Raw genomic sequence first — 17147 nt, 5'->3', positions numbered from 1 at the left:
AGCGCGAGATGGTTACTTCGTTGCAATAACTATTATCACGGATTGTCGCCGTAAACCTCTCAGTGAGACATTCCCGAGAGGTGTCGGACGCTGTATCACCCGCTGCTCACGCCGAGACGGCACGTGGGGCGATGTATCACCCGGTGCTCACGCCGAGACGGCGGTGGGGACGGGGAGGGTGTCCGTCGTGGCGACGAGCTGGCCCGACTCGAGCTTGAGCAGCTGGTCGGCCAGGTGGAAGTAGCGGTCGTCGTGGCTGATGACGAAGACGAGCTTGCCCTGGTTCTTCAGCGCGGGGAGCATCTCCCGGTAGAACAGCTCACGGAAGATGGGGTCCTGGTCCGCGGCCCACTCGTCGAAGACGTAGATGGGGCGGTCCTCCAGGAACGACGTCAGCAGGGCCAGGCGCTTGCGCTGTCCCTGGGAGAGCGACACGGTGGACAGCTTGCCGTCCGCCACCTTCACCTTGCGCTCCAGCTGGAGCCGGGACAGGTAGCCGCGAGCCTTCTCCTCGAGCCCGGGATGGTCCAGGCCGAGCATGCGCTCGAAGAGGTGGAAGTCGAAGAAGACGGAGGAGAAGAGCTGCCGGTAGGCGCGTCGGTTGGCCGCGGTGATGGGGACGCCGTCCACGCGCAGCTCGCCCTTCTCCGGCGAGTACAGGCCGGTGAAGAGCTTGGCCAGCGTCGTCTTGCCGCTGCCGTTGCCGCCCACGAGAAAGACGAGCTCGCCCCGGCGCATCGTCGTGTTGATGGGGCCCAGCGTGAAGCTCGCGCCGTCCTGCTCGCGGTAGTAGGTGTGCGTGATGTCCGCCAGCTCGATTCGCTCGAACGTCGTCGGCACGGCTTCGTCAGTGGAAGACGGCTCCGGGTCCTCCAGCGACAGGCCCAGCTTCTCCAGCTTCTTCATCGCGACGTGGCTGCGAGACAGGGCCGGCCACTGGTTCAACAGGCCGTCGAGCGGCTGTTGCAGATACAGCACCACCAGCGCGTACGCGGCCAGCGTGGACATCTCCACCGTCTGGAACCGGGGCACGCCGAAGAGGATGACGGCGATGACGGCCATCACCATGAAGCCGCCCCAGCTCCCGGTGATGATGAAGAGGTTGTTGGTCGACAGCGAGACGCGGGAGACCTCCTCGGCCGTCGGCTTGAGCTCCTTGGCGAAGAAGTCCTCGCTGCGCGCATGGTGGAGCTGAAGCTCCTTGGCGCCGTCGATGAGCGTCCTGAAGCTGGAGTACAGCGCGTCGTGGCTCTCGCGCCGCTTGAAGAACTGCGAATACGCGTAGCGGTTCGGAATCGCGACGCTCGCCATCACCACCGCGATGACCGCGAGGATCATCATCAGGAGCGGCCCGGACAGCCACGCCAGGTAGACGAGGCAACCCACGAGCGTCGCCAGGCAGATGATGACGCCGGGGATGACGGAGATGGTGCTGTTGATGACGGCGATGTCCTCCGTCAGCGCGGCCAGCAGCTTGTGAGAGCCGGCATCCTCCAGCTTCCGCAGCGGGGCCGCCAGCATGCGCCGGCACAGCGACAACCGGAGGTCCAGCAGCGCCACCTGCTGCATGGAGCTGAGCTGCATCTGCGAAACGATTCGCAGCACCAGCACCGCCACCGCCAGGCCGATGAACCAGGGCATCAGCGGCAGCGCGTCCGCCACCGTCCGCGACGTCAGCGTCTGGTTCATCACCGCGACGAGCGCCGCGCTGCACGCACCCGTGAGGATGCCCAGGAGCGCCGCGAGGATGATGGGGAGTTTTGACTTCTGGAAGAGCAGGGCGAGCAATGACACGACGGCTCCCGGAGACCCGGAGGGACCTGAGAATCGGGCCCTCATGGCTCTCATACGTCAATACCGCGCGAAGTGATACCCGGGGACAGGCTGCTTATCGGGTCTTCGTGGAGCCAGGCGAGACAGGCTGCCGCCACCCTTGGCGGACGGGCCGAGGGCACGGAATACTGGGGGGATATGCGACTGCCCTCCTTCGTCCCCGACGTCTTGACTGCCCTGGTGCTCCTCGGGGCGACCGCCTGGGTCGGGCTCGCGCTCGCCTTGACAGGGGCCGGGCCCGAAGGGGCGCACCTCCTCAGGGCGTTGGGGGCGCTGGTGGTGGCGGCCGTGGCCCTCGTCGTGTGGCGACGGTTCGGCTCGCGCCTGGGCGCGGTGGCGGTGATGCTCGCCGCGTGTGGGGGACTTCACGTCTGGGCCTATTCCAAGGCGCCGTCGACCGAGCGGGACTGGGCTCCGGATTTGACCCGGGTGGCTCGCGCGGACGTGGAGGGCTCACGCGTCACGATTCACGACGTGCGCGACTTCCGCTACCGGAGCACGACGGACTGGGACGCCTCCTGGTACACGGCCACGTATGACGCGCGCGAGCTGACGGGGGCGTGGTTCATCGTCGAGCCCTTCTCCGGTTTCTACGGCGCCGCGCACACCATGGTGAGCTTCGGCTTCTCGGATGGCCGCTACCTCGTCTTCTCCGTGGAGGTGCGCCGCGAGAAGGGGGAGTCGTTCTCCGCCGTTGGCGGGCTCTTCCGCCAGTTCGAGCTCGTCTACGTCGTGGGTGACGAGCGAGACCTGGTGCAGCTGCGCTCGAATCACCGTCACGACGAGGTGTATCTCTATCCAGTGGATGCGTCGCAGGCGCGCATCTCCGACTTCTTCCTGGACATGGTGGCGCGGATGAACGCGCTGCACGCGAAGCCGGAGTTCTACAACTCGCTCTCCAACAACTGCACCACCAACCTGGTGCGGCACTTCGAGAAGGTGAGCGCGGTGAAGGTGCCGTATGACCACCGCACGCTGCTGCCGGCCTTCTCGGATGCGCTGGCGTACGAGCTGGGCCTCATCGAGACGGACGCGCCCCTGGAAGTGGTGCGCGCGCGGCACCGCATCAACACGCGCGCGCTGGCGGCGGCGAACCAGCCGGACTTCTCGCAGCGCATCCGCGGGACGGAAGCGCGCGCGGTCGACTCAGCTCCCTGACGCGGCTTTCAGGACGGGGGCCGGGCCGGCCTCCAGGTGGCGGACGTAGTGCGCCTCCAGCGTCGTGAAGTAGCCGCGCTCCTCCCACAGCAGCGCGAGGAGGCGGTCCGCCAGCGACTTCACCTCCGTGCTCTCACCCGGCTCGGGCGTGCGCGGGCCCACGTTCTTCGGGTTGAGGAACACGCGCGTGGCCTCGGCCACCAGCAACCGGCTGCTCGCGAAGAGGCGCCGCAGGGCCTGGTTGATGGGCCGTGCATCGACCTCGGCGCAGGCCGCGACGATGGCCGCGTGGATGGCCCGCGGCTTGTCGCCCTGGAGGCTCAGCGCGTCCAGGTCTCCGCGCTCCAGCGCGTGGTGGAGCAGGTAGCCGTGGTGCAGTGACACGGAGGCCACGTCCACGCAGTCCTTCACCCAGAGGACGAAGAAGATCTTCCGGAAGAGCTTCTTCACGGGGAGCAGCATCATCCCCTTGAGGTAGCTGGCCAGCCGCCCGCCCAGCGTGCGACCCAGGCTGGAGCCCGCGAGCGCTTCCACCGCCTGGGTCGGCGCGCGCAGCCCGCGCTCCTCCAGCAGCGAGCGGACCATCTGCTCCCGCACCTGGTAGAGGGCGTAGTCATCCAGGAAGGGGACGGGGATGAGGGGAGTCAGCCCGGAGGCGGCGGCATGCAGCGCCACGCGCGCCAGGGGCGGAGACGACGGAGGGCTCGGCTTGGGAAGGGGGCTCGGCTCGCTCATCACTCATCTCTATGCGAAATCCGGCGGACGATTGCGTCAGGCCTTCTCGGCCCGCTCGGCGGGTGGACAGACAGGCTCAGCCCTGACGCGAGCCGCGCGCGTGGGGCAACAGCACGGAGTACAGGGTGCTCATGACGGGCGTGGGGACGCCGAGCGCATGACCGCGCCGCGCCACCGTGCCCTGGAGGTATTCGACCTCCAGCGGCTTGCCCGCGTCGAAGTCAGCCATCATCGACGGGCGGATCTCCGGGGCCATCGCCTCCATGAAGCGCACCACGTCGTCGGGCCGCGTGGTGGTGGAGACGCCCTCGGCGGCGGCGACGCGGAGCACCTCGGCGACGGCCTCGCGGAACACGTCCCGGAAGAAGGGCGCTTCCCTCAAGGGGCCAATCGCGGAGCGCGCCGCGGTACAGAAGCCGGCCATGGCGGCGAGGAAGGCGAGCTTCTCCCAGAGGGGCGCGCGGATGTCGGCCACCGCCTCCGCGTTGATTCCCGCCTGCGCGAGCACGTCTCGCAGCGTCTGGACGCGCGAGGACACGCGCGAGATGTCTCCAAAAGTTTCTCCCAGCACCACCCGGTGCAGCGTGCCCGCCTGACGGATGACGCCGGGCTCGGTGATGGCGGTGGAGATGTACGTCGTCCCACCGATGACCACGGCCTCGCCCACGGCGGCGGCCACCTCGGAGGGGCTGTCCACGCCGTTCTGGAGCGTGACGACCACCGCGCTGGGACCGCCGAGCGCGGGCCGCTCCGACGCGGCGAGCAGCGTCTTCACCTGGGTGAGCACGCTGGCGACGTCGTAGTTCTTCACCGCCAGCACCACCACGTCCACCGGCCCCAGCCGCGCGGCGTCCTCCTCGGCGCGGACGGGGACGGTGAAGTCCCCCTCCTGGCTGAGGACCGTCAGCCCCCGTTCCCTCATGGCCTTCAGGTGCGCACCCCGCGCGAGAAAGCCCACCTCGTGGCCCCCGCGCACCAGCCTCGCGCCGTAATAACCGCCCACTCCACCCGAACCGACGATGGCGAATCGCATGGCTCGCGAGGATAGCGAAGCGCCGTCACTCCCGCAGGGGCGTTTCGACAGCGCCTCGCATTGATATCAATGTCTCAGCCAGCGAGAGGACGGATCCGGGCCCCGGTGTCCCAGCCCAGGGCCCCGGACGCGGCCAGGATTTCGGCGCTCGGCGTCCCCGCGCGGGCGATGAACTCCTCGGTGGCCTCGGGGGAAGCGCAGGCGGAGAGGATGCGCTCGGGAATCATGAAGGCGCTGACGACGGCGTCGGCCACCCGGTTGTCCCGGCTGCCGGCGACCAGCAGGTCGATGACGTGCGGCGGAGGCGGCTCGAGCAGCGCGTTGCTCCAGTCCGTCGCCGGGGCCACGGCGGCCCACATCCGCGTCTCCGTGTCGCGGCAGAATGTCTCGTCGAAGGGGCGCTCGGACAGGAGCGCGTCCTGGATGGCGATGGCCAGCGTGAAGGCGGAGGCGGACGCGGCGTTGGCGCCCTGGCCCGCGACGGGGTCATTCGTCACGTGCGTGTCGCCCACCGCCATGACGAAGCGGCCCTCGCCCACCTGGGCCCAGGCGCGGCGCACCGCGGGCGTGAAGCCGCCCTGGAGGAAGTCCAGCGGGCCGCGGACGCCGAACTCCGTCGGGTCGATGCGCTCGTACGTGGCGGGCGCGTGGCGGCGCATCAGGTCCAACAACATGGCGTCGAAGGCGATCGGGTCGTCGTCGCGCTTGCGGGAGATCATCGACGCCAGCTCGGAGCCGGGCACCGCCTCGATGAGCGTGCTGGGCACGCGGCCGTGGCGGGTGATCATCTGCGACTCGAAGACCTCACCCTGGCCCGGCACCAGGTTGACGTGCATGCCGAAGGGCTCCGGCATGCGCAGGCCCTTGAGGATGGCGGCGAACAGCACGCGCGGCGGCTTCGTGTGCGGCGACAGCTCCGGCACGCGCGGGAACAGCGCGTTGAGGCCGCCGCGTCCGGTGGCCACCACCACCAGCGCGTGGCGGCGCGTCAGCCCCTCCAGCGCCGCGGTGTCCACCGGCGTCACCTCCAGCCGACCGCCGCGCTCCACGAAGGCCTCCGCGAGTCGGGGCTGATAGAGCCGGTAGTCCACGCACAGGCTCGGCTCGCCCACGCGTCCCTTCAGGCTGAACGGGTGCGGCCCGTGGACGTGGATGGCGCAGCGGTTCATCGCCAGCTCCGGCGCGCCCCAGAAGTCCACCCACAGCTCCCGCTCCCTCGCGCGGGTGGGCGCATGGTGAGTCACGGTGTTCAGAAGTCGGCCCACGCGGAGGTTGTCTGGCTCCTGCTCCGCATAGAGGGTGACGGGAATGCCCTGCGAGAGAAGCTTCAGACCCAGATGCAGACCGGCAGTGCCGGCGCCGACGATTCCGATGCTCGCCATCTGTCTCTCCTTCACTTTTCCCGACTTGAAAGACTTTGGGTCGGGCAGGCCCCTCAGGGGATGTGGGGTTCCCGGGGTGGTCCGGGGTGCGCAGGGCTCCATATCACAATGCAAATGGAGTTCTTTAGACTGGTCATACCCTGAGTCTTGGGACCATGGGGGTCCCCAGACACCCGTTCGCGATTGGACCGTTGGGTTCTGGATTGGGTGCGGACCGTCGTCGGCCCTACAGTCGAGGGATGAGCGCGGCCCTCGACGTGGTGCTGGAGGTGGGTGACGTCACCGAGATGACGGCGGATGTTGCCTTGTTCAAATATGCACAAAGGCTGTACGGCGCGGCCGGTGAGGCGTCGCGGCGGCTGGCGGCGGTGGGCGTTGCGCCGGAGCAGGTGGAGGTGCAGCCGGGCGAGTTCCGCTTCCTGGAGACGCACGGCGCGCTGGCCGCTCCGCTGGCGCTCTTTGTGGGCACGGTGCGGCTGGGCGCGTTCGGCTACCACGAGATTCGTCAGTTCACGTTGCGCGCGCTGAAGGCGCTGGAGTCGCACTCCTCGGTGAAGCACGTGGCGGGCACGGTGCACGGCCCCAACTACGGGCTGGACGAGGACGAGGCGGTGCTGGCCTTCGTGGGCGGGCTCATCGAGGCCTTCCAGCGCGGCACGGGTCCCAAGGGGCTGGAGCGCTTCACGGTGGTGGAGCTGGACATGCGCCGCGCGCTGCGGCTGCGCAAGGCGCTGGAGCGGGGGCTGGGTGGCACGCCCGGCGTGGAGCCGCTGCCAGGAGGGGGCTTCCGGGTGCGGCGCAACAGCGCCTTCGTGCAGGCGCCGTCCATGGCGAGCGCGGGCACGGTGTCCATGGCGAAGCCGCACGCCTTCGTGGCCATGCCCTTCGCGCCCGAGTTGGAGGACACGTACCACTACGGCATCCAGGGGCCCGTGAATGCGGCGGGCATGTTGTGCGAGCGCGTGGATCAGGCCGTGTTCGACGGGCCCATCATCCAGCGCATCAAGGAGCGCATCGACACGGCGAAGATCGTCATCGCCGACCTGTCGCTGGCCAACCCCAACGTGTACCTGGAGGTCGGCTATGCCTGGGGCAAGGGGCGGCCCACGCTGCTGCTGGTGCGTGACGTGAAGGAGCTGCGCTTCGACGTCGCGTCCTACCGGTGCATCGTCTACCGCAGCATCCGGGACTTGGAGTCGGTGCTCTCGCGGGAGCTGGAGCGGCTCGACAAGCTGGGGTGAGGCGGGCTCCCAGCCGCGCGCGCGGCGACGGACCCGTGGGCCGTCACGGTGTCGCCGCGACGCCCACGATGATAGCTATCGCTGGGGCCGCGCCTTTTGCTTCGAGCTGGCATTGCGATGATGAGGAACCTGTTCATGAGACACATGTGGATGGCGGCACTTGTGCTCGCCACGGGCTGTGACGACATCGCGCTGGATCCGTTCGGCAGGCAGCACCCGCCGCTCACCCGGATCGAGTCCGAGCCCGCGGGTGCCAACTGCGCTCAGGGTGGCCACTTCGTGAGGACGGGCCTGGACCTCGACGGCAACGGCATGCTCGAGGACGGAGAGGTGACGCGCACCGAGTACGCCTGCGTCACCGCTGTGCCGGGGGTGCTGGTCCGCGTGCAGGCGGTAGCGCCCGGGGAGCCGTGTGCGCATGGCGGCCAGGTGGCCCGCGCGGGCACGGATGCGGATGGGAGCGGCACGTTGGAGGACGGCGAAGTCAGCCGTGAGGTGTTCGGCTGCACGGAGCCCGAGCCCGAGACGGTGCTCCACCGCGCGATGAACCAGCCTCCAGCGTCCCCACCTCCCCCGTGGGGATGTCGCTGGGGATACACCTGGGTGGAGGCAGGCCCTGACGTGAATGGGAATGGCCAGGTCGACGACGCGGAGGTTCGGACCCTGGCGAGCCTCTGCGTGGATCCGGCACTGCTCATGGTGGAGCACGAGCCCGAGTTCCCCGGCACGGCCTGCGTCGACGGCGGCACACGTATCAAGGCCGGCATCGACGCGAACGGAGACGGCTCGCTCAGCAGCTTTGAGACTCACGCAAGCGCCTACGTCTGCAAGGCCCTCCACACCTTCCACGGTCACTACACCGTGCGGACGCCCGCGGACCTCGCGGCGCTCCAGGGCATCTCCCGCATCCAGGGCGCCCTCCAGGTGGACGACACCACCGTCACCGAGCTGCGCCTGCCAGCGCTCTCGGTGGTGGACCGCTACGTGCGACTTGGTTACAACCGGCTGTTGACCCGGGTGGAGTTGCCGGGCCTTCGCTTCGTGGGGGATGACATCGAGGTCGTCGCCAATCCCGAGCTGGAGACGTTGCGGGCCGGCGGAGCCGACGGCGAGCGGCTCGTCGTCGGCAGGACCCTCACGGTGGACAGCAACCCCGCGCTCCGGACGCTGGCGGGGCTTCAGGCCTTGTCCCCCCGGCTGAACGTGCGGCTGCGCAACAACGATGCGCTCGAGTTCCATCCAGGCGAGGAGTCGCCCCTGCTCGGCGTCGACTTCATCATGGGCTCGCTGGACGTCAGCGGAAACGATGCGCTGCGGGCGCTCCCATTCTCGAGCCTCCTGCACGCGAACAGCATCGTCATCGCACAGAACAGTTCACTGCTGTCCCTGGATGGGCTCAGTCCTGGAAGCATCGGATCCTCGCTCTTCATTCACGGCAACAAAGCCCTGGTCGATATATCGGGGCTCGCGGGGGTGACGAACCTGGACGCGCTGAGTGTGGAGGGGAATCCCGCCTTGGCGAGCCTGATTGGCCTCGGTTCGCTGGGCCTGGTCAAGTCGCTTCGCGTGGTGGACAACCCGGAGCTCGTCCGGTTCGAACTGGCCGCGCTGAGCCGGGTGAGTCAGGCGTTCACCGTCACCGGGAACCCGAGGCTGCCGACGTGCCTCGCCGCGGCGCTCGCGGCGGACACGTACACCGGCATCCCCGAGCAGCTCGACATCAGCGGCAACGACGGCGCGGCCACCTGCGGCGCGAGCGCTACGGGCCAGAGGCCATGATGACAACATGGGTCTGCATCGCGGAGCACGGCGCCTGGCGCTGGTGCCCGCCGGCCAACTCCCGGCGTGGGGCGGCCGACGGATCCATGTTTCGCTCTACGTTGGAGTGAGAGACTCGGCGGTCGAGCCACTACCAGCCGCGCGCGGCGACGGACCACCAGGCCGTCACGGTGTCGCCGCGCAGGACGTGCAGCCGCTCGTGCAGGTTGACGGCGGCGCAGACGTGGTTGGGGACGACGCGCAGGAGGTCTCCCACGCGGGGCCGCCAGGACGTGTTGGAGACGTCGAGCAGGCCGTGCTCCTCGGAGACGCTCCGGATGACCAGCTCGGGCCTGTCCAGGAGGGCGCCGTAGCCGCCGGCTGGAGCGAGCCCTTCTTCCTTGGCCAGGGCCTTGGAGCCCGCGTCGACCACCACCTGTCCAGGGACGGCGGTGCTCACCACGGTGGTCAGCACGGAGAAGGCGCACTCGCTCCACGTGCACGCGCCGAGCGCGGCGGTGTTGCGGTCATTCAGCACGTTGATGCCCGGGCGGATCTCCGTCAGGCCCTCTACCTCGTGTGAGCGCCACAGCATGGGCGTGGAGCCTCCGCTCACCACCTCGGGGCGGAGGCCCTCGGCGGCGAGCGCGTCCACGAACTCGCGCACGCGCGCGGTCTGCTCCCTCACGGCGGAGTCCTGCTGCTCCACCGGCGCGCGCACGTGGCCCGGATAGAAGATGATGCCTTGGTACGTCACGGAGGCCGTGTCGGCGATGCGCCGGGCCAGGGCCACGGCGTCGGCCGGCGTCTGCACGCCCACGCGGCGCATGCCCAGGTCCAGCTCCACCAGCACGCCCACGGTGCGGCCCGCCTCTCGCGCCGCGCGGCCCAGTCCCTCGAGCGCCTCCACCGAGTCGAGCGCCACCATGAGCCGCGTGTGGCGGGGCAGGGCCATCAGTCGCGCGAGCCTGCTTGTCCCCACGGGTGGATAGGCCAGCAGCACGTCATCGGAGATGGTGGCCATGAGCTCGGCCTCGCGCGGCGTGGCGACAGTGACGCCCACGGCTCCTGCGGCGAGCTGGAGCGCGGTGAGCTCCGCGGTCTTGTGCGTCTTCGTGTGGGGACGCCAGCGCAGGCGATGCTCGCGCGCGTACGCGGCCACGCGCAGCAGGTTGGCTTCCACCCGGTCCAGGTCCACGAGGGCGGCGGGAGTCGTGAGCGCTTCGAGCGGGAGCAGGTCCATGCCGCGCAATCTGGCACCGCGTGCGCTGACGCTCCAGGTGCCCGTGGCGGCAAAGGGGCTTCACTCGACACGACGAGGCCCGCCTCGAGCCCGGAGCGACTGCTCCAGGTCCAGGGCGGGCCTCGGGGACGCGCGTGAACCCGCGTGCTACTGCGGCTTGGGGGCCGCGACCTTCTTCGCGGGCGGCAGGTACTTCACGCCCAACTGGCTGAAGATGAACGCGTACGCGTCCACCTCCTCCTCGATGCGGGCGTTGAGCGGAGTGCCGGCGCCGTGGCCCGTCTCCGCGTCGGCGCGCAGGAGGATGGGGCTCTTGGCGGTGGTGGCCGTCTGCATCCGGGCGACCATCTTCCGCGAGTGGAACGGGTCCACGCGCGGGTCATTGGCGCCGGAGGTGAAGAGCACGGGCGGGTACTTCACGCCGTCCTTCACGTTGTGGACGGGCGAGTACGCCAGCAGCGCCTTGAACTGCTCGGGGTCCTTCACCGTGCCGTACTCGGTGACGTTGAACTGGCCGTTGGACGTGCGCTCCGAGCGCAGCATGTCGTAGAGGCCTACGCGGGCCACCACGGCGCCATACGCCTCCGGGTGTTGGGTGACGGCGGCGCCCATCAGCAGGCCGCCGTTGCTGCCGCCCTGGATGGCCAGCTTCTTGGGCTGCGTGTACTTCTGGTCCACCAGCAGCTTCGCGCAGGCGTAGAAGTCGTCGAAGACGTTCTGTTTCTTCGTCAGCGAGCCCTCGGCGTGCCACTTCTCGCCGAACTCCGAGCCGCCGCGCAGGTTGGCGATGGCGTAGACGCCGCCCTGCTCCAGCCACAGGCCCGCCAGCGCGCTGAAGCCCGGGCTGATGGAGATGTTGAAGCCGCCGTAGCCGGTGAGGAGCGTCGGGTTGTTGCCGTTGAGCTTCGTGCCCTTCTTCTTGAGGATGGTCAGCGGAACCTTGGTGCCGTCCTTCGACGTGGCCTCGGCGCGCACCACCTCCATGTCGCTCACGTCCAGCGGCGAAGTCTTGGCCAGCGCCGTCTTCGTCACCTTGCCGTCCGCGGCGGTGAAGCGGTACCAGGCCTGCGGCTGCACGAAGCTGGAGTTGCTGAAGTAGACGTCGTCGCCGCCCGCGCTCACCAGCCCGCCCACCGATGACACCGGCGGGGTGGGGACGAGGCCCAGGTCCTTGCCCTTCAGGTCCACCATGCGCAGCTGCGACGGGCCGCCGAGCTGCTCGCTCACGTACAGCCGCGACTTCGCCGGGAAGAAGCCCTGGACGCTGGCCTCGCCCTCGGGCAGCAGCACCGTGGCCTTCTCCAGCGTCGGCGTGGCCAGGGCCAGGCGCAGCACCTTGCCGCGCGGCGCGTCCTGCCGGCTGAGCAGGTAGAGGGCACCGTCATGGCCGAAGCGGGCGCGGATGATCTTGTCCGCGAACTTCGTCACCTGCGTCCACTTCCCGTCGGGGCCGTGGAGGTAGAGCATGAACTCGCCGCCGTCGCCGTTGGCGACCATCGCCTTGATGTACTTGCCGTCGGGCGACGTCTCCAGCTCCGTCATGGCGATGCGCGGGAAGTCCTTGCCCAGCGCGTACGTGTCCTGCTCGGTGGGCGTGCCCAGCTTGTGGAAGTACACCTGCTGGAAGAAGTCCCGGTCCTCCGCCGGGCGCTCCTCGCCGCGCGGATAGCGGGTGTAGAAGTAGCCCGTTCCGTCCGCGTTCCACGCGAGGCCGCCGCCCGCCGTACCGCCGTTGACGCGGGGGACTACCTCGTTCGGCAGCGGCTTGCCCGTGGCCACGTCGTAGACGGAGACGTCACCGCTCTCCGTGCCGTCCTTCGACAGCGACACCGCCAGCTTCTTGCCGTCCTGCGTAAGCTCGATGAAGTCGATGGTGGTGTGACCCGTCGGGTCGATGACCATGGGGTCCAGCAGCGAGCGCTCCTTCGACGTGTCGTCCGCGGAGCCGATGACCACCACGTACGGCTGCTGTCGGGGCGGCTGCATCTTGATGCCGACGAGGGTGCCGTTGGCCTCCGTCAGTCCCACGTAGCCCGGGGACTTCCAGGACAGCAGCTCGGCGACGCGCTGACGGATGCCCTCGCGGCCGGGCAGCTTGTCCAGGATGGCCCGCGTGTGGGCGTTCTGGGCGTCGTTCCACTGCTTCACCTTCGCGTCGTCGGTGGCCTCCAGCCACTGGTAGGGGTCCTTCACCTCCGTTCCGTGGAAGGTGTCGACGACCTCCTTCTTCTCAGTGACGGGCGGCTTGGACGCGCCCTTGCCTGCGGCCGGGGACGTGAGTGGCAGCAGCAGTGCCGCCGCGGCCAGTGCGGTTGTCAGCTTCATGTTCACCTCGGGATAGGGAAAGGCGGGCGCAGCCTGCCACGTCCCATCCTCCAAGGCGCCCGTTCCCGACAGGGGAATGTCGTCCCGGAGCGGGTGTTCCCTCGGACTGCCTCCAGGCGTGCGCTGCGTCAAACCCGCCCGGGAATTCGAGGACGCGTCACGTCACGGGGCGCGGAGGGGCAGCTCCACCAGCGCGGCGGCGAAGCGGTCGAAGGCCTCGTTGGCGGGGAGGGCGGTGCTCTCGTCCATGTTTCCGAGCATCAAGGCGAAGACGACGCGCGGGTGCTCGGCGTCTCCGGGCCGGTCCACCACGCCCACGAAGCACTTCTGGCCGGAGAGCGTGCCCGTCTTGGCGTGGATGCGGCCCGCGGTGAGGGGCGTGACGGGGCGGGTGGCCAGCGTGCCGTCGAGCCCGGCCACGGGCAGGCTGTCCACCAGCGCGGCGCCGTAGGGCTCTCGCAGGCTGGTGAAGAGCACGCGCGCCAGGCCCCGCGCGGTGGCCAGGTTGTAGCGGGACAGGCCGCTGCCGTCGACGGGGCGCAGGTCCCGGGCGGGGATGCCGCGACGGGTGAGCTCGTCCGCGAGCGCGGTGCGCAGCGTGGCGTAGCCCTCCGTGCCGCTGCGCTCGCGGGCGAAGCGCAGGCCCAGGCGCTCCGCGTAGAGGTTGAGGGACTCCTTGTTGGTGACCTTCACCAGCTCTGACAGGGGCGGGCTGACCAGCGTCACGAGCGGCTCCGGCACGGGCGGACGCAAGGGGCCGGGGGCCTCCAGGGTGGCGGGCAGTCGGGGCACGCCGCGCTTGAGCAGGGCCTCCTCCACGCAGGCGGAGAAGAGGACCTGGGGCTCGTCCACGGAGAGCTTCACGGCGGCGGTGCGGGGACACTGGTTGACGGGAGAGCGCCACACGCAGCGCACGCCCGGAGCGCCGCGCTGGCGGGTGCAGGAGAGGTTGGCGCGCTCCGCGTTCGGGTCCACGCGGACGATGGCGGAGAGGGTGGCGAAGGCCGGGGTGAGCTGCACAGTTGGAGGCAGCGCGCAGTCGGCGCCGTCCGCGCGGGACAGCGCGAGGTCCACCACGTTCTCCCGGAAGACGAAGGGCGTGGGCGCGGCGCTGTAGGCATAGGCGGCGTCATCCCAGGCCCAGCCCGGACCGAAGGCGGCCTCCACGTCGTCGGTGCCGCGCACTCGCACCTGTCCGCGCCACTGCTGGACTCCGCGCGCCTGGAGCGCGTCCGCGACCTGCTCGCAGGCGAGCGCCGTCTCCGGAAAGCGCCACGAGCCCAGCGACGGGTCGCCCGACGGCTCCACCACGAGGTCGCCGAGGTACAGCCCGTCCGTCAGCGTGCCCTCCAGCGTCACATGCGTCTGGAATCGAAAGTCCGGCCCGAGCGCGGAGAGCACCGAGGCGGTGGAGACGACCTTCATCGTGGACGCGGGCAGCAGGCGGACGTGCTCCCGGTGCGCGTACAGCGGCTCGCCGGTTCGAGCGTCCAGCACGAAGGCGCTCGCGAGCGCGCCCTCATCCTCCAGGGTGGCGAAGAGGCTGCTCGCCACGGAGCCCACGGTGCGCGCTTCAGGGCGCTGCGCGTGGCGGCAGGCGGGAAGCAGGGCGGAGGCCAGCAACAGGGAGAGGGGCAAGGCGCGGCTGATCACCCGCGCCACGCTAACGCTGGCGGGCGTGGGTGTCATGCGGCGTGGTGCCGGAGCGGGGGTGTCACGCCACCCAGGCCGTCCGGTATGCGACCCCTCCGCTCACTCCTCGTGGGATGGGGGCCGCCGCACCCCAGTCGGAGGTGAGGAATTGGGAATCAGGGGACGTCTTGATTCAGGGGTGCGGGTTGTCGCAGAAAGGGCCCGCTGCTCCTCGCCCTGGATGGTTTCCGATGACGCCCGGCTTGTTGCTGTCGCTGCTCCTGACGCAGACGCCCCCGCCCGATATCCACTACACCGCCGAGACGGTGGAGGAGGGTGCGCAGCGCACGCTGGAGAGCTACTCCTTCACGGAGTGGGAGCCTTCAGGGAAGACGGAGGCCCTCTACGTGGGGGTGGATGAAGCGAACCTCCGGCAGACCGCCTCGGCGGAAGGCGCGGTGGTCGCCACGCTGCCCCTGGGCGCGGCCGTGCGGGTGTTGGAGAAGGGCAAGGAGCGCTTGAAGGTGGGGGAGTACGTCAACCACTGGTACTCGGTGGAGTACGTGGACGCGAAGGGCACGGCGGACGCCGCGGACGACGCGGTCTTCAAGGGCTGGCTCTTCGGCAACACGCTGACGCCGTTCCGCTTCGAGGCGGACTTCGACGGGGACGGGGAGAAGGAGATCGCCACGGTGGTGATGAGTGGGGACTTCAAGATTCGCGTCCGTGTCCTGGAGCCGAACGTGAAGCCGCCGCGACGGGTCAGCAGCGTGGACCTCTCGCCCGCCGGGCAGGGGTACCTCAGCGTGAATGGCGGGCCCGCGTCGGCGAAGCTCGTTCTCGCGAAGACCGCGGGAGTCATCCTGTTGCAGGTGGACTCCGCGCCCGAGGCCTGCGGCGACTTCAGGACGAACTACGTGAGCTACACGGTACCGGGAAACAAGAAGGGGGTGCTGGGCAAGGCGAAGCTGGGGCTGGAGGTGGCCGGCTTGTCGGACTCGCCCTCCTTCTCCAGATTCAAGGTCTCCTTCCAGGCGGGGAAGAAGCAGCTCACGGTGCTGAGGACCAATGAGGAGGAGGACGAGTCCGGCAAGGTGGTGACGACGAAGGAGCAGACGCGCTACCAGCTCAAGGACGGCGTCTACTCCGAGCTGACGCCCTCGGGCTCCTCCGTGGCGGAGTCGAAGCCCTGACGCGCGACGAGTCCCTCCGCGAAGGAAGGGACTCGCCGCCTCACTTCGGGAGGATGATGTTTCCGTATGCCGGTGTCCGGAGCAGGTCGTGGACCGTCGAGTCCATCCAGCCGCGGCGCCTCCGGCCCGTGTTCAGGGGGCAGGAGTTGCTGTTTCCGGGCGCAAGGGGATTGCACCAGCCACTCGCCACGCAGCCCAGTTCGTGGCCAGCAATGCCAGCATGACGACGAAAGCCAGGCTTCGTGGAACTTGAGTTGGAATCAATGACAAGACAGTCCCCCTCGGATTGACGGTTGATGGATGCGGCCCCCGGGCTGATTCTAGCCTCATGAGGGCGCGCTCATCGACGCCTCGGTCTGAGCCGACTGACGGTGACGGCTCGCACCGCGACGCCACGTTTTTCCGAGGGGAGTGCGTCGAATCAGAACCGGCCGACGACTCCCGCGAAGCCGCCATCCCTCAATGCGCCCACGGTGGGAGCGACCATGAGCCCCTCGTCTCGATGCTGACTTCGTGCGGAGAGCCCACCCCCGCTGAATCGGTGTGACAGCCCGTTGAGTAGGAGCGCGCCCGCGGTGGGAATCAGCAGGCTGAGCACGATGTGGGTGCCTCCCTCGGTCACGAGCGTATAGAGACGAGCGGTCATGACAAGCACCCGAAGCTCGTGCGCCCGGCCGGGCACTTCAGTTCAGGGTGGGATGTGGGAATGGCCAGGAATGACATGCGCGAGTGGCCCGAGTCCGCGCATGACTGGCAACCCCACGATAGCCGAACGCCAGGTGGCCGGTGCAAGGGGCCTGAGGTCGTGGCCTGGCTAGAACCGGCCGGCGACTCCACCCATCAGCCCGCCGTGAGGTGTCGTCCCGAAGGTGAACGTGGGCATCGGCGCACCCTGACTGGGTGTCTGGGAAAGGCGAGACACCGCGGGAGGCTCCGAGCGGGAGAACTCATAACCCAGCATGGCGCCAATGGGCGGGAGGGCCAGGAAGGAGATGAGGCCGAAGACGTCGGCCCCATCCCGGGCGAAGAACCCCAGTGCTCCCGCGCCCGTGCCCGCCAGTCCGCCCACCAGGGTCGCCAGGAGCGAGCCCCGGCCCTTCATCACGCCTCCCGCCGCGTAGGTGCCCATCGTCGCGCCCAGGGCCATGCCCGTGAAGCCCGCGATGACGGGGAGGACGCAGTCATCCTCGCGGAGCGAGCAGGTGCCTGTGAGGGCTCCCCCGAAGAATGCCAGCAACCCGCCTCCCACCATCCCCACACCGCCCGCCGCCGTCTCGATGATGACGCGTGGCACAGCGGGCATCCCCGTCTTCACCGGGGTCAGAGGAGCTTCGGCCCCGGGGCTTCTCGGAGGGACGAAGGGCGCGGGCTCCACGTCATCGGGGGCGGAGATCAACGGCGGGGCCTGAACCGACTCTCCCGGTGTCGTGGGCGCCTGGGCGTCCTCCTGTTGCGCGAGAACTTCCCGGGGCAGCACGGCACCCAGCAGGAGCACGGCGAGCAGGGACGACACGGGGGCGAGCTTCATGGGCGGTACATTCCTCAAACGGAGGGGTAGGCGCCAGCGCACCCGTGTCCCAGTCAGGCGGGGGACAGCACCAAGAGTGCCTGACG

The 17147-nt window shown here is 69.3% G+C and carries 13 protein-coding genes; 4 read left to right on the top strand and 9 right to left on the bottom strand.

Going from position 1 to position 17147, the window contains the following annotated elements; translation table 11 throughout:
• Positions 1–147: 147 nt before the first annotated feature.
• Positions 148–1794 carry a cyclic peptide export ABC transporter gene (locus ACN469_RS10985; RefSeq protein WP_498766906.1) on the bottom strand — a complete coding sequence of 549 codons (1647 nt, stop codon included), beginning with the start codon at positions 1792–1794 and terminating at the stop codon, positions 148–150.
• A gap of 177 nt (positions 1795–1971) precedes the next feature.
• Here ACN469_RS10985 and ACN469_RS10980 point away from each other — a divergent pair, with 177 nt between their 5' ends.
• Positions 1972–2991 (top strand): Lnb N-terminal periplasmic domain-containing protein, encoded by a 1020-nt coding sequence (locus ACN469_RS10980; protein WP_498766904.1) that lies wholly within the window; start codon positions 1972–1974, stop codon positions 2989–2991.
• Here ACN469_RS10980 and ACN469_RS10975 read toward each other — a convergent pair.
• From ACN469_RS10975 to ACN469_RS10965, 3 genes are all read right to left on the bottom strand, one after another.
• The gene (locus tag ACN469_RS10975; RefSeq protein WP_498766902.1) at positions 2980–3726 is read right to left on the bottom strand and encodes a hypothetical protein; all 747 of its coding nucleotides are present in this window, start codon (positions 3724–3726) and stop codon (positions 2980–2982) included. The two genes, ACN469_RS10980 and ACN469_RS10975, sit on opposite strands and share 12 nt — an antisense overlap.
• 76 nt (positions 3727–3802) lie before the next feature.
• The gene (locus ACN469_RS10970) at positions 3803–4759 is read right to left on the bottom strand and encodes a ketopantoate reductase family protein (RefSeq protein ID WP_498766900.1); all 957 of its coding nucleotides are present in this window, start codon (positions 4757–4759) and stop codon (positions 3803–3805) included.
• A 74-nt stretch (positions 4760–4833) separates the two neighbouring features.
• Positions 4834–6141 (bottom strand): styrene monooxygenase/indole monooxygenase family protein, encoded by a 1308-nt coding sequence (locus ACN469_RS10965; RefSeq protein ID WP_498766898.1) that lies wholly within the window; start codon positions 6139–6141, stop codon positions 4834–4836.
• A gap of 239 nt (positions 6142–6380) precedes the next feature.
• On the opposite strand from ACN469_RS10965, the gene ACN469_RS10960 reads away from it, so the two are divergent.
• Together ACN469_RS10960 and ACN469_RS10955 are read left to right on the top strand one after the other, a co-directional pair.
• Positions 6381–7382 carry a hypothetical protein gene (locus ACN469_RS10960; protein ID WP_498766896.1) on the top strand — a complete coding sequence of 334 codons (1002 nt, stop codon included), beginning with the start codon at positions 6381–6383 and terminating at the stop codon, positions 7380–7382.
• A gap of 150 nt (positions 7383–7532) precedes the next feature.
• Complete coding sequence (locus ACN469_RS10955) at positions 7533–9161, top strand: DUF7151 family protein (RefSeq protein ID WP_498766894.1); 1629 nt, start codon at positions 7533–7535, stop codon at positions 9159–9161.
• A gap of 130 nt (positions 9162–9291) precedes the next feature.
• Here the strand turns inward: ACN469_RS10955 and ACN469_RS10950 are convergent, their stop codons facing one another.
• The 3 genes from ACN469_RS10950 to dacB all read right to left on the bottom strand — a co-directional run bounded on the left by ACN469_RS10950 (position 9292) and on the right by dacB (position 14346).
• Positions 9292–10383: a D-TA family PLP-dependent enzyme gene (locus tag ACN469_RS10950; RefSeq protein ID WP_498766892.1), complete on the bottom strand. Its 1092-nt coding sequence runs from the start codon at positions 10381–10383 to the stop codon at positions 9292–9294.
• A gap of 147 nt (positions 10384–10530) precedes the next feature.
• Complete coding sequence (locus ACN469_RS10945) at positions 10531–12708, bottom strand: prolyl oligopeptidase family serine peptidase (protein ID WP_498766890.1); 2178 nt, start codon at positions 12706–12708, stop codon at positions 10531–10533.
• A gap of 162 nt (positions 12709–12870) precedes the next feature.
• Positions 12871–14346, bottom strand: coding sequence for a D-alanyl-D-alanine carboxypeptidase/D-alanyl-D-alanine endopeptidase (dacB, locus tag ACN469_RS10940; RefSeq protein WP_498766888.1), 1476 nt, complete (start codon positions 14344–14346; stop codon positions 12871–12873).
• Between the two features lie 245 nt (positions 14347–14591).
• On the opposite strand from dacB, the gene ACN469_RS10935 reads away from it, so the two are divergent.
• Positions 14592–15533: an SH3 domain-containing protein gene (locus tag ACN469_RS10935; protein WP_498766886.1), complete on the top strand. Its 942-nt coding sequence runs from the start codon at positions 14592–14594 to the stop codon at positions 15531–15533.
• A gap of 421 nt (positions 15534–15954) precedes the next feature.
• Here ACN469_RS10935 and ACN469_RS10930 read toward each other — a convergent pair whose 3' ends face one another.
• The gene (locus ACN469_RS10930; protein WP_498766884.1) at positions 15955–16179 is read right to left on the bottom strand and encodes a hypothetical protein; all 225 of its coding nucleotides are present in this window, start codon (positions 16177–16179) and stop codon (positions 15955–15957) included.
• Between the two features lie 168 nt (positions 16180–16347).
• Positions 16348–17061 carry a hypothetical protein gene (locus tag ACN469_RS10925; protein ID WP_498766882.1) on the bottom strand — a complete coding sequence of 238 codons (714 nt, stop codon included), beginning with the start codon at positions 17059–17061 and terminating at the stop codon, positions 16348–16350.
• Between the last annotated feature and the right edge of the window lie 86 nt (positions 17062–17147).

It is taken from the genome of Corallococcus terminator, assembly GCF_049194865.1.
Taxonomy (GTDB): Bacteria; Myxococcota; Myxococcia; order Myxococcales; family Myxococcaceae; genus Myxococcus; species Myxococcus terminator_A.
This window is presented reverse-complemented; position numbering and strand designations above follow the sequence as displayed.

Coding starts and splice junctions, on each gene's coding strand:
- ACN469_RS10980 (WP_498766904.1), top strand. CDS start 1,972: ATGCGACTGCCCTCCTTCGTCCCCGACGTCTTGACTGCCCTGGTGCTC.
- ACN469_RS10975 (WP_498766902.1), bottom strand. CDS start 3,726: ATGAGCGAGCCGAGCCCCCTTCCCAAGCCGAGCCCTCCGTCGTCTCCG.
- ACN469_RS10970 (WP_498766900.1), bottom strand. CDS start 4,759: ATGCGATTCGCCATCGTCGGTTCGGGTGGAGTGGGCGGTTATTACGGC.
- ACN469_RS10965 (WP_498766898.1), bottom strand. CDS start 6,141: ATGGCGAGCATCGGAATCGTCGGCGCCGGCACTGCCGGTCTGCATCTG.
- ACN469_RS10960 (WP_498766896.1), top strand. CDS start 6,381: ATGAGCGCGGCCCTCGACGTGGTGCTGGAGGTGGGTGACGTCACCGAG.
- ACN469_RS10955 (WP_498766894.1), top strand. CDS start 7,533: ATGGCGGCACTTGTGCTCGCCACGGGCTGTGACGACATCGCGCTGGAT.
- ACN469_RS10950 (WP_498766892.1), bottom strand. CDS start 10,383: ATGGACCTGCTCCCGCTCGAAGCGCTCACGACTCCCGCCGCCCTCGTG.
- ACN469_RS10945 (WP_498766890.1), bottom strand. CDS start 12,708: ATGAAGCTGACAACCGCACTGGCCGCGGCGGCACTGCTGCTGCCACTC.
- ACN469_RS10935 (WP_498766886.1), top strand. CDS start 14,592: ATGACGCCCGGCTTGTTGCTGTCGCTGCTCCTGACGCAGACGCCCCCG.
- ACN469_RS10930 (WP_498766884.1), bottom strand. CDS start 16,179: ATGACCGCTCGTCTCTATACGCTCGTGACCGAGGGAGGCACCCACATC.
- ACN469_RS10925 (WP_498766882.1), bottom strand. CDS start 17,061: ATGAAGCTCGCCCCCGTGTCGTCCCTGCTCGCCGTGCTCCTGCTGGGT.